The sequence below is a fragment of the Streptomyces sp. CLV115 genome (assembly GCF_038448545.1).
GTDB lineage: Bacteria > Actinomycetota > Actinomycetes > Streptomycetales > Streptomycetaceae > Streptomyces > Streptomyces sanglieri.
The window spans coordinates 1-10,620 of record NZ_JBCEWQ010000220.1; the positions used below are offsets into that span (position 1 = coordinate 1).

General features: G+C 72.3%; 12 protein-coding genes. 10 read left to right on the forward strand and 2 right to left on the reverse strand.

Annotation, left to right across the window (positions count from 1 at the left end):
* Nucleotides 1-115 precede the first annotated feature (115 nt).
* From AADR41_RS38875 to AADR41_RS38890, 4 genes are read left to right on the forward strand one after another with little or no spacing between them, the layout of a single operon-like run.
* Nucleotides 116-1,540, forward strand: coding sequence for an MFS transporter (locus AADR41_RS38875; protein ID WP_342286930.1), 1,425 nt, complete (start codon nt 116-118; stop codon nt 1,538-1,540).
* A gap of 27 nt (nt 1,541-1,567) precedes the next feature.
* Entirely contained in the window at nt 1,568-2,047 is a 480-nt protein-coding gene (locus tag AADR41_RS38880; protein ID WP_342286931.1) for a DUF2771 domain-containing protein, read from the forward strand.
* Nucleotides 2,048-2,082: 35 nt separating this feature from the next.
* Entirely contained in the window at nt 2,083-2,790 is a 708-nt protein-coding gene (locus tag AADR41_RS38885) for a futalosine hydrolase (protein WP_342286932.1), read from the forward strand.
* Nucleotides 2,771-3,664, forward strand: a complete 894-nt coding sequence (locus tag AADR41_RS38890; protein WP_342286934.1) for a 1,4-dihydroxy-6-naphthoate synthase — start codon at nt 2,771-2,773, stop codon at nt 3,662-3,664. Before AADR41_RS38885 ends, AADR41_RS38890 begins: the two co-directional genes overlap by 20 nt.
* A 22-nt stretch (nt 3,665-3,686) precedes the next feature.
* Here AADR41_RS38890 and AADR41_RS38895 read toward each other — a convergent pair whose 3' ends face one another.
* A complete protein-coding gene (locus AADR41_RS38895) occupies nt 3,687-4,070 on the reverse strand; it encodes a cold-shock protein (protein WP_072485776.1) in 384 nt (127 codons plus the stop codon).
* Nucleotides 4,071-4,309: 239 nt separating this feature from the next.
* Here AADR41_RS38895 and AADR41_RS38900 point away from each other — a divergent pair, with 239 nt between their 5' ends.
* Together AADR41_RS38900 and AADR41_RS38905 are read left to right on the forward strand one after the other, a co-directional pair.
* Nucleotides 4,310-4,534 (forward strand): hypothetical protein, encoded by a 225-nt coding sequence (locus AADR41_RS38900; protein WP_342286935.1) that lies wholly within the window; start codon nt 4,310-4,312, stop codon nt 4,532-4,534.
* Between the two features lie 362 nt (nt 4,535-4,896).
* A complete protein-coding gene (locus tag AADR41_RS38905; RefSeq protein ID WP_342286936.1) occupies nt 4,897-5,748 on the forward strand; it encodes a serine hydrolase domain-containing protein in 852 nt (283 codons plus the stop codon).
* Between the two features lie 15 nt (nt 5,749-5,763).
* Here the strand turns inward: AADR41_RS38905 and AADR41_RS38910 are convergent, their stop codons facing one another.
* Nucleotides 5,764-6,387, reverse strand: a complete 624-nt coding sequence (locus AADR41_RS38910; protein ID WP_342286937.1) for an HAD family hydrolase — start codon at nt 6,385-6,387, stop codon at nt 5,764-5,766.
* A 143-nt stretch (nt 6,388-6,530) separates the two neighbouring features.
* Between AADR41_RS38910 and AADR41_RS38915 the strand changes: the two genes are divergently transcribed.
* From AADR41_RS38915 to AADR41_RS38930, 4 genes are all read left to right on the forward strand, one after another.
* Nucleotides 6,531-7,541: a FecCD family ABC transporter permease gene (locus AADR41_RS38915; protein WP_342286939.1), complete on the forward strand. Its 1,011-nt coding sequence runs from the start codon at nt 6,531-6,533 to the stop codon at nt 7,539-7,541.
* Nucleotides 7,538-8,623, forward strand: a complete 1,086-nt coding sequence (locus AADR41_RS38920; protein WP_342286940.1) for a FecCD family ABC transporter permease — start codon at nt 7,538-7,540, stop codon at nt 8,621-8,623. Before AADR41_RS38915 ends, AADR41_RS38920 begins: the two co-directional genes overlap by 4 nt.
* Nucleotides 8,620-9,516 carry an ABC transporter ATP-binding protein gene (locus AADR41_RS38925; protein WP_342286941.1) on the forward strand — a complete coding sequence of 299 codons (897 nt, stop codon included), beginning with the start codon at nt 8,620-8,622 and terminating at the stop codon, nt 9,514-9,516. The genes AADR41_RS38920 and AADR41_RS38925 overlap by 4 nt, the downstream gene beginning before the upstream one ends.
* A gap of 94 nt (nt 9,517-9,610) precedes the next feature.
* On the forward strand, nt 9,611-10,582 hold the full coding sequence (locus AADR41_RS38930; protein WP_342286942.1) for an ABC transporter substrate-binding protein: 972 nt from the start codon (nt 9,611-9,613) through the stop codon (nt 10,580-10,582).
* The last annotated feature ends 38 nt before the right edge of the window (nt 10,583-10,620 follow it).

Consider the following 10,620-nt stretch of genomic DNA (forward strand, 5'->3'; position numbering starts at 1 on the left):
GGCCCCCGGCCGCCCCCGTCCGGGCGGGGCGGCCCGCTGACCCGACAGGACCAAGTGCACCGCGCCCCGTGCCGATGCCGGTTCGCCACCACCGCAGCTGGGGCACTATGACGAAGTGACTTCCGCCCGGTCGCACGAAGAGTCCGGCCCGCTCCGCAGGACGGGCCGGGCGGTCGGTCATGCCCTCCACAAGCCGTTCACCGGCACCGCGAAGGGCATCCGGAAGGCGACCCACGCACACGGCGCCGGGGAGTCCGGGCTCGGCAAACTGATCGAGCTGCATGCCGTGAACGGCGCGGGCGACGTGATGATCACGGTCGCGCTCGCCTCCACGGTCTTCTTCTCCGTACCGACGGACGAGGCCCGTGGCAGGGTCGCCCTCTACCTCGCCGTCACCATGGCCCCCTTCACGCTCCTGGCCCCCGTGATCGGCCCGCTCCTGGACCGGCTGCCGCACGGTCGCCGCGCGGCGATGGCCGGGGCGATGCTGGCCCGTGCGGTGCTGGCGCTCACCATGTCGGGCGCCGTCGCCACCGGAGGCCTGGAGCTGTATCCGGCCGCGCTGGGGGTCCTGGTCTGCTCGAAGGCGTACGGGGTGGTGCGCAGCGCCGTCGTACCGCGTCTGCTGCCGCCGCGTTTCTCCCTGGTGAAGGCGAATTCCCGGGTCACCCTGGCCGGACTCCTGGCGACCGGGATCGCGGCCCCGATCGGGGCGGGGCTCCAGACCGTCGGGCCCGGCTGGCCGCTGTACGGCGCGTGCGTGATCTTCCTCGGCGGGACCGTGCTCGCCTTCACGCTGCCGCCCGAGGTCGACTCCGCGAAGGGCGAGCGGAAGGCCCAGCTGGTGCCGCCGCACGGCGTGGCGGTCTCCCTGCGGGAGCCGGGGCGTACCGGCAGGCGGCCGGGCCGGGCGCGGCGCCGGGAGCGGAACGGCGAGAAGCGGCCCGGTCTGCGGTCCGTGGGCCCGTCCGTACTGAACGGGCTCCAGGCCAACTCCGCGCACCGCGCGCTCTCCGGCTTCCTGATCTTCTTCCTGGCGTTCCTGCTGCGCGAGCACCCGCTCGCCGGGCAGAGCGCCGCCGTCTCGCTCGGCATCGCCGGCGTCGCGGCCGGCGTGGGCAACGCGTCCGGTACGGCCGTCGGCTCCTGGCTGCGGGCCCGCGGCCCCGAGGTGATCGTCGTCTCCGTGCTGGCCCTGGCCCTGCTCGTCGCGGTGCTCGCCGCGCTCTTCTTCAGCACGGTCATGGTCGCCGCGCTCAGCGCCACCGCGGGTTTCACGCTGGCCCTGTCGAAGCTCTCGCTGGACGCGATGATCCAGCGCGACGTGCCCGAGGAGGTGCGCAGCTCGGCGTTCGCCCGGTCCGAGACCGTGCTCCAGATGGCCTGGGTGGTCGGCGGCGGCATCGGCATCGCCCTCCCCCTCAACGGCGTACTGGGCATGTCGGTCGCCGCGGGCATCCTCGCCCTCGGCGCCGCAACGTCCGTACGGGGTCTGCTGAGCGCGGCGCGCCACGGCTCGCCGCACCCCCGCGTGGCGTGAACCGGAGCGACCGATAGCCTTCGGCCCATGACCGTTGCGTTCTTCTCCGGTAAGGGCCGCCGAATCGGCGTCACTCTTGGTGCCGTGTCCGCGGGACTCCTCGTCCTCTCCGCCTGCGACAAGCCGACGCCGCTCGCGACCGTAACGGTCGGCGGCAACTCGGTGAGCGCCGAGGCGTCCTGCTACAACGACGGCAAGGCCCTCGACAAGTCCGAGTACCAGAGCTGCCTCAACAAGAAGGCGGAGAAGTCCGTCGAGGTCGCGATGGACGACAAGGTCCGCTTCGGCGTCGACCCCGAGGTCGCGGACAACGGCTGGACCCTGTTCATCAACGGTCAGCAGGCCGAGCAGGAGCCGTACAAGAAGACCTACCGGTCCATCCCGGGCAGCGCCTTCTTCTCCAGCCAGACCGGCGAGACCACGAACAAGACGCAGATCAGCATCGTGGAGACCAAGGGCAAGGAGCTCGTCGGCATCTGGCACTTCGAGCTGAAGAAGACCTCCTGACCCCCTCCCCCTCCTGACCTCGGAGGATTCGCCCCGTGCGTGTGCTCGTCGTGACCGCTGTCCCCGCGGAACGGGACGCGGTCACGCGTGCGTTCGGGGCCGTTTCCGAGGCGTCGGTCCTGTGCGTTCCGGGCGCGGAGATCCATCGCACGGGCGCGTTCGACGTCCTCGCGGGCGGTGCGGGGCCGGGCGCCTCGGCGGCCTCGGCGGCCTTCGGCCTGGCCTCGGACGGGGGCTACGGCCTGGTGATCTCGGCCGGCATCGGCGGCGGGTTCGCCCCTGTCGCGCCGGTCGGCTCCCTCGTGGTGGCCGACCGCATCGGCGCGGCGGACCTGGGTGCCGAGACCGCGACGGGCTTCGTGCCGGTCACCGAGCTCGGTTTCGGCCGCGCCTGGCACCTCCCGCCCCGGTCGCTGGTACGGGAGGCGGCCGCCGCCACCGGCGCGCTCACCGGTGACATCCTCACCGTCTCCACCGTGACCGGTTCCGCCGACCGCGCCGCCGCCCTGCTCGCCGCGCACCCCCGGGCCGCCGCCGAGTCCATGGAGGGCTTCGGGGTCGCGGAGGCCGCCGAGCTCGTCGGCCTGCCCGTCCTGGAGATCAGGGCGGTCTCGAACGCCGTGGGCCCGCGCGACCGGGACGCCTGGCGCATCGGCGACGCGCTGGCCGCGCTCACCGGGGCGTTCGGGAAGCTCGTACCCGTACTGGAAGGTTGGACCCACCATGACCGACACGATTCCTGACCCGTCGAACGATCTGCCGGGCGCCCCGTCGGACGCCCCGCTGCGGATCGCGTTCTCGCCCTGCCCGAACGACACCTTCGTCTTCGACGCCTGGGCGCACGGAAGGGTCCCCGGCGCGCCCGCCCTCGATGTCACCTTCGCGGACATCGACATCACCAACGGCATGGCCGAGCGTGGCGAGCTCGACGTCCTCAAGGTCTCGTACGCGGTGCTGCCGTGGGTGCTCGACGAGTACGCGCTGCTGCCGTGCGGCGGGGCGCTGGGGCGGGGCTGCGGCCCGCTGGTCCTCACCAAGGAGGCGGGCACCGATCTGACGGGGAAGACCGTCGCCGTACCGAGCGAGCGCTCCACCGCGTACCTGCTGTTCCGCCTCTGGGCGGCCGAGGTGGTGCCGGGCGGGGTCGGCGAGATCGTCGTGATGCCGTTCGACGAGATCATGCCCGCCGTGCGCGACGGGAAGGTGGACGCCGGTCTCGTCATCCACGAGGCCCGGTTCACGTACCAGAACTACGGGCTGCACAACCTCGCGGACATGGGCCGGCACTGGGAGGAGACGACTGGGCTGCCGATTCCGCTCGGCGCGATCATCGCCAAGCGCTCGCTGGGCGAGGACACCCTGAAGCTGCTCGCCGACTCGGTGCGCACCTCGGTGCGGATGGCCTGGGACGCCCCGGAGACGTCCCGGCCCTACGTGCTGGCGCACGCCCAGGAGATGGACCCGGCCGTGGCCGACCAGCACATCGGGCTGTACGTCAACGAGTTCACCGCCGACCTCGGCGAGGACGGCTACGCGGCGATCCGCGGACTGCTGACCCGCGCGGCGGCCGAGGGACTGGTACCGCCCCTCGGCCCCGACGCGCTGTCGTTCGTCTGAGCCGCGCTCCTACTGCCGGTTCTCAGACGTCGAGCTGGTCGGCGACCGCGCGCAGCAGGCCGCCGATCTTCTTGCCGGCCGCCTTGTCGGGGTAGCGGCCACGCTCCAGCATCGGCGTGATGTTCTCCAGCAGGGTGGTCAGGTCCTGCACGATGGACGCCAGCTCGTCCGGCTTGCGGCGCTGCGCGGCCGCGACGGAGGGGGTGGGGTCCAAGATCGCCACCGAGAGCGCCTGGTCACCTCGCTGACCTGCGACGACCCCGAACTCGACGCGTTGGCCGGGCTTGAGGGCATCGACGCCGTCGGGGAGCACGGAGGAGTGCACGAAGACGTCGCCGCCGTCGTCGCGGGAGAGGAAGCCGAAGCCCTTCTCGCTGTTGAACCACTTGACCTTGCCAGTCGGCAAAGCACGCACCCCATCTCAACCCGTATGCAACCTGTATGCCGGAACCCGGAACAAAGCCTCAGCAGGTCAGGCTATCCAGTGGTGGTGCTCCCCTGCTGGCAGCAGCCTCCCCAGGGGGAGTACCCCTCGTCAAGCCTGGTCATCCGGACTCTGTCCGGAAACGGCGCTTGCTTTCCGAGCCGGTGACCACGGGCTCGGCCGCAGGGCGGTTCGCCGCCGCCGGGAACTACCCTGGCCGGGTGAGTACTACACCTTCTGGCGCAGGTGACCGGCTGGTCCGGATCGGCGCGATCGTCTTCTTCCTCGGCGCGCTGTCCACCCTGGTCACCATGGCGCCCCTCTTCCTCGGCACCCGCCCCCTGCCGTCCATCGCCTGGTCGCTGTGCATGCTGATGGGCGTCGGCTTCCTGATCGCCGCGGCGGGCGTGATCCGGTCGGTGCGCGCGGGGGCGGCGAAGCGGTAGCGGCGCTTTACGGGGTGGCCGCTTCGGCCACGAGCCCCCGGGCGGGCCCGACAGGTCCAGGGGCCGGCTCTGGACAGGGTGCTCATGAACGGGAGCATCGCCGCCCAGGAGAGAGCCGGGCAGCACGGGCAGCGTGGTCGGCCCCGTGCGGATCGCAGCACCAACCGTGTCCCCGGCCTCGTGGCCGGGATGCCGGGCACCGCGGGCGCACTTCGCCGTTGCCGCCCGTCGTCCCGCGCCCGGTGCCGTGGCTCGAACCGAGCCGCATGGTTCGAGGACCCGGCTACGTTCGGGAGCTCCGGAATCGGCCTCCGCCCGGAACCGGCCAGGCAGAGGCAGCCGGAACGAAGGAGTACTTGGGCATGCGCCCCGTCCCCACCTGCATTCTCGGCAACAGCGAAGCCCCTCAGGTCCTGCATGGCCATGCCCTCGACGCGTACGTCCAGATCGGGTCCCTGACCAAGGCGCTCACCGGAACCGCGCTGGCCCGGCTGGCTGCCGCGGGCGTGCTCCGTCCCGATGACCCGCTGGAGCGGTTCCTGCCCGTTCCGCGGGGCACCGGCATCACCTTGGAACACCTCGCCCAGCACACCTCGGGGCTGCCGCGGCTCCCGCCGCGCGTGAAACGGCGGGACCCGTACGCCGCGTTCGACGAGGCCGCGCTGCACGCCGTGCTCCAGGGGCTGGACGCCCTCGCCACCGCTGCCCCGGGGCGTACGGAGGAGTACTCCAACCTCGGGTACGCCGTCCTCGGGGCGGCGCTGGCTTCCGCCGCGGGTATGCCCTACCAGGAGCTTCTGGACCATTACGTCCTTGCCCCTCTGGACATCACCGAGGTGACAAGCACTCCGCCGCCGGACAGACGGCTCTGCGGCCGCGGGCTGTTCGGCCGCCCGCGCCGCCCCTGGACCATGACCGGCGCCATCCTCCCCGCCGGCGGGCTCTGGGCCACCCCGCGGGCCACCGCCGATCTGGTGACCGCCCTCCTCGTCGACCGGAAACTGGGGGAGCCCGCCCTGTCCTGGCAGCGAGCCGGCACCCTGCTCTGGCACAACGGCGCCACCGGCGACGCCTCCGTCTTCGCCGGGGCCGTGCCGGACGGCAGATGGGTGCTGGTCCACCGCCTCACCGGACGGGCCGACCGCACCGACGAACTGGGCATCGAACTCCTGCGACGGGCCGCGCCCGGCAACCCCGCCGGCAGCGGGACCTGATCCGCCGGAGAGGCGCTACCCCCTGTACTCCTCGTACTCCGCCAGCCACGCCGGGAACTCCGTCAGCGACGACAGGACGACGTCCGCGCCCGCCGCCCGGAGTTCCTCCGCGTCGCACGGGCCCGTGGTGACCGTCACCGACAGGGCGCCGGCCGTGCGGGCGCCGCGGACGTCGCCGGTGTGGTCGCCGACGTAGATGTGGGCGCCGTGCTCGCGCAGGGCGTGGCCCTTCGCCTCGGCCCACAGGCCGCCGACGACCGCGTCGGGGTCGATGCCGAGGTGGGTCAGGTGGAGTTCCGCGTTGGGGTGGTACTTCGCGGTGACGACTATGGCGCGGCCGCCGCGCTTCCGGATCGCCGCCATCGACTCCCGCGCGCCCGGCAGCGCCGGGCTCGGGGTGATGGCGTGTGTGGGATAGATCTCCCGGTATCGGTCGGCGGTGGCCGCCACCGCGTCGGCCGGGAACCAGTTCCGCAGCTCCTCCTCGACCGGCGGGCCGAGCCTGCTCACCACGAGGTCGGCGTCGATCGGCGTCCCGGTTTCGGCGGAGAGCGCCTGGTAGGCGGCCTTGATTCCGGGGCGGGAGTCGATGAGCGTCATGTCGAGGTCGAAGCCGACCGTCAGGGGGTGCGAGGGCATGAGGTCCATTGTCGTCGGGGTGGGCGCCGGGTCCGTCCCCGGTGCGGCCTTCGGGCCCGAAACGGCGGTGCTTAGACTTAGCCAAGCCTTACCTTTGCATTGTTATTCGCCATTTGATGTTCTTCGCCTTTTGATTGGGTCCGATGTCAGCCGCCGCACCACGCCGCTCCAGACGCGCACTCGCGACGGCGGCGGCCGTCGTGGCGCTGCTCGTGGCGGTACTCCTCAGCCTGGCCGTGGGGGCCCGTTCCATACCCCCGTCCGAAGTGTTCGACGTGCTGCTGCACGGCGGGCACTCCGACAACGCCGAAGTCATCCGGAACATGCGCGTGCCGCGCACCCTGATCGGGCTGATGGTCGGCGCCGCGCTGGCCATCGCGGGCACGGTGCTCCAGGGCATCACCCGTAACCCCATCGCCGACCCCGGCATCCTCGGCATCAGCCAGGGCGCCTCGGTGGGTGTGGTGCTGGCCATCGCGTTCGCCGGGGTGCACAGCCTGACGGGGTACGTGTGGTTCGGCTTCGCGGGGGCGGCGATCGCCTCCGTCGCCGTGTACGCGATCGCGTCGAGCGGGCGTGGCGGCGCCACCCCGGTGAAGCTCGCGCTGGGCGGTGCCGCGATCAACGCGCTGCTGGTGTCGGTGGTCTCGGCGGTGCTGACGACCAGGGCGTCCGCGCTGGACGAGTTCCGGTTCTGGCAGGTCGGCTCGATCGCCGGGCGCGAGGCCGATGTGGCGCAGCAGATCTGGCCGTTCCTGCTGCTGGGGGTCGTACTGGTGCTGTCCGTCGCCCGTGGGCTCGACGCGCTGGCACTCGGCGAGGACGTCGCGAAGGGGCTCGGGCAGAACGTCGCGACGGTCCGGGTCGTCGGCGGTGTCGGCGCCACGGTGCTGACCGGTGTCGGTGTCGCGGCGGCCGGGCCGATCGCGTTCATCGGGCTCGCCGTCCCGCACATCGCCCGTGCGGTCGTCGGCTCCGACCACCGCTGGGTGCTGCCGATGGCGGCCCTCATCGGGCCCGTGATGCTGCTGGTGTCCGATGTGATCGGCCGGATCGTGTTCCCGCCTAGCGAGGTCCCGGCGGGTGTGATGACAGCGCTGATCGGCGTGCCGTTCCTGGTCGCCCTCGTACGCCGGAAGGCGGTGCCCGCATGAGCGCCGGTACGCAGGCCGCCCGGATGCGGCCGGCCGGGTATCACGTCGTACGGATCGGGGCGCGCGGGCGGTTCCTGCTGCACCGGCGGGCCGCCCTGGTCTCCGCCGCCCTCGTCCTGCTGCTGGCCGCGGTCTGTGTCGCGTACCTCTGCGTCGGCGAGAGCTTCGTCGCGCCCGGCGAGGTCGTGAAGGTGGTGCTGGGCCGGCCCTCCCCGGACGAACTGGTCGTGGGCACGCTGCGGATGCCCCGGATGACGGTGGGGCTGCTGGTCGGCGCCGCCTTCGGGATCGCCGGTGCGCTGATCCAGACCGTCGCCCGCAACCCGCTCGCCAGCCCCGACATCATCGGCATCAGCCAGGGTGCGAGCGCGCTCACGGTCGGCGCGATGACCTTCGGCATCACCTCGTACACCGTGCTGCCCTATCTCTCCGTGATCGGCGGGGTGGCCGCGGCGGCGCTCGTGTACGTCTTCGCCTGGCGGGGCGGGCTGCACGCCACCCGTTTCGTCCTCATCGGCATCGGCTTCGCCATCGCGCTGCGCTCGGTCACCACGCTGTTCCTGACGAAGGGCGACTACCTGGTCGCCCAGCAGGCGCACATCTGGATGACCGGCTCGCTCAACGGCCGCGGCTGGTCCGAGGCCGCGCCGATCGGCTGGACGCTGCTGATCCTGCTGCCCGCCGTGCTGTGGGCGGCCCGCGCCCAGCGCACCGTATCGATGGACGACGACACCGCGACCGCGCTCGGGGTGCGGCTGGGCCGGGTACGGCTGGGTCTGGTCGCGCTCGGCGTGGTCCTCGCGTCCGTGGCGACGGGCACGGCCGGTCCGGTCGACTTCGTGGCGCTGCTCGCTCCGCAGATCGCCCGCCGGATGACCCGGACCGCGCAGATCCCGCTGCTCTCCTCGGCGCTGCTCGGCGCGGTGATCGTGGTGTTCGCGGATCTGCTGGCGCGCAGGCTCTTCTCCCCCACCGAACTGCCGGTGGGCGTACTGACGGCGGCGGTCGGCGCCCCGTATCTGATCTGGCTGATCATCCGCGGTCAGGGCGGCGGTCGCGGCCGTAGTGGAGGCACAGCATGAGTTCGACCCCGACGTCCGGCAGCACGGAGACGGCCGCGGAGACGGCCGCGAAGGCCGCCACGGCGAAGGCCGCGGAGACCGGCCGGCTCACCGCACGGGAGCTGACACTCGCGTACGAGGACCGCACCGTCGTCGACTCGCTGGACCTCGACATCCCGGACGGCCGGGTCACGGTCATCGTCGGCCCGAACGCCTGCGGCAAGTCGACCACCCTGCGCGCGCTCGGCCGGCTCCTCAAGCCGCGCGGCGGGGCGGTCCTCCTCGACGGCACCGAGCTGTCGAAGATCCCCACCCGCAGGATCGCCCAGTCGATCGGGCTGCTGCCGCAGACCCCGGTGGCCCCCGAGGCGATCACCGTCGGCGACCTCGTCGCCCGCGGGCGCCAGCCGCACCAGCACTGGTGGCAGCAGTGGTCGGACGAGGACGAGCGGGCGGTGACCGACGCGATGGAGCGTACAGACGTCACCGCGCTCGGCGACCGGTCCGTGGACGAGCTGTCCGGCGGTCAGCGCCAGCGGGTCTGGATCGCGATGGCGCTCGCCCAGGAGACCGATCTGCTGCTGCTCGACGAGCCGACCACGTACCTCGACATCGCCCACCAGGTGGAGGTCCTGGACCTGGTGCGCCGGCTCACCGCCCCGGCGGCGGACGGCACCCGCGGCCGGACCGTCGTCACCGTGCTCCACGACCTCAACCAGGCCGCCCGGTACGCGGACCACCTGGTCGCCATGAAGGCCGGCCGGATCGTCGCCGAGGGCCGCCCCGACGACATCGTCACGGCCGATCTCGTACGTGAGGTCTTCGGCCTGGAGGCGGTGATCGTCCCGGATCCGGTGACCGGTTCGCCGCTCGTGGTGCCGGGCGCGCCGTGGCGGGCCACCCCGGCGCCGTGACCCCCCACCCCGGCGCCGTGGTCCCCCGCGCCGGCGGCCGGCCGCCGGCGCATCCGTGACAGTCCACCACCCCGATCCCCACGAAAGGCATCCCATGGCCACCTCCCTCCGCCACCGCGGCCTCGCGCTCGGCGCCCTCTCCCTGGCCGGCGCGCTCACGCTCTCCGCCTGCGGCTCGTCCGACTCCGGTGACAAGGGCGGTTCCGGCGCCGCGAAGACCCACACCGTCAAGACGGCCATGGGCGACGTCGAGGTCCCGGTGGACCCCAAGCGCGTGGTGGTCCTGGACACCGGTGAGCTGGACTCGGCGCTGACCCTCGGGGTGCAGCCGGTCGGCGGGACGCACTCGGCGTCGGAGGACAGCTTCCCCTCGTACCTGCCGGCGAGCCGGACGAAGAGCATCAAGCAGGTCGGCGAGATCGCCAACCCCAACCTGGAGACCGTCGCCTCGCTGAAGCCGGACCTGATCCTCACCAGCAAGGTGCGGGACGGGGACCGTTACGAGCAGCTCCGCGCGATCGCCCCCACCGTGATGACGGAGTCCACCGGATCGGCCTGGAAGGAGAACTTCCAGCTGCACGCGGAGGCGCTCGGCAAGCAGGCCGAGGCGAAGAAGGTCGTCGCCGACTACGACGCCCGTGTCGCGAAGGTGACCGAGGCGATCGGCGGCAAGGAGAAGGCCGCCGCCACCGAGGTCAACTTCGTCCGCTTCGTCGAGGGTGCCGACATCCGCATCTACGGCAAGCAGAACTACATCGGCTCGATCCTCGCCGACCTGGGCATGGGCCGCCCCGCGATCACCGACAAGGCCAAGGACGGCTTCTCGTACGACGTGTCGCCCGAGAAGATCGACCTCGCGGACGCGGACGTGGTCTTCACGTCGACGTACGGCGACCCGGCGAAGGCGGGCACGACCAAGACGATGAACAGCGGCCTGTGGAAGGGCCTGAAGGCGTCCAAGGACGGCAAGGTCTTCAAGGTCGACGACCGGCTGTGGATCGCCGGCATCGGCTACACCGCCGCGGACAAGATCCTCGACGAGTTCCAGGCGAAGATGACGGGCTGAGCAGTCGGCCGAGCGGGGGCGCGGCCCCGGGGCAGGGG